The organism is Phytoactinopolyspora endophytica (assembly GCF_004138495.1).
Taxonomy (GTDB): Bacteria; Actinomycetota; Actinomycetes; order Jiangellales; family Jiangellaceae; genus Phytoactinopolyspora; species Phytoactinopolyspora endophytica.
In genome coordinates, this window is sequence record NZ_ML142856.1 from 194,306 (window position 1) to 194,706 (window position 401).

The 401-nt window shown below is 69.1% G+C and carries 1 protein-coding gene; it reads right to left on the reverse strand.

Annotated elements, in window-relative coordinates:
* The coding region (locus ELR45_RS17235) for an ABC transporter permease subunit (RefSeq protein ID WP_420813897.1) at positions 1-401 on the reverse strand (401 nt) is incomplete at both ends.

The window sequence follows — 401 nt, forward strand, 5'->3', positions numbered from 1 at the left end:
ACGATCGCCAGCATCTTGTACCTGAACGTCGCCACCCCGAGCCCTTCGGCGACGTCCTCCGCGTCCCGGATGGAGGCCAGCGCCCAGCCGAACCGCGAGTGCTGGATCGCGAACGCGGCTGCTACCGCGGCCGTGGCGACCGTGAGGTTCAGCAGGTAGAGGGCGTCCTGGAACTCTCCGAGCTGCTCTGGAAACTCCGGGACGGGCACCAGGACCCCCTGCCCGCCGTCGATCGAGGAGTTCACCCGTGCGAGCGCGGCGAGGATGAACGGCACAGCGAGCGTGAGCAGGGCGAAAATCTCCCCCCGGAACGACCTGAGCCGGAAGGCCAGCAGGCCGATCCCCGCCGCCAGCAGCATCCCCAGCACCGCGGCCACTGGCAGCGCCAGGAAGAAGTTGAC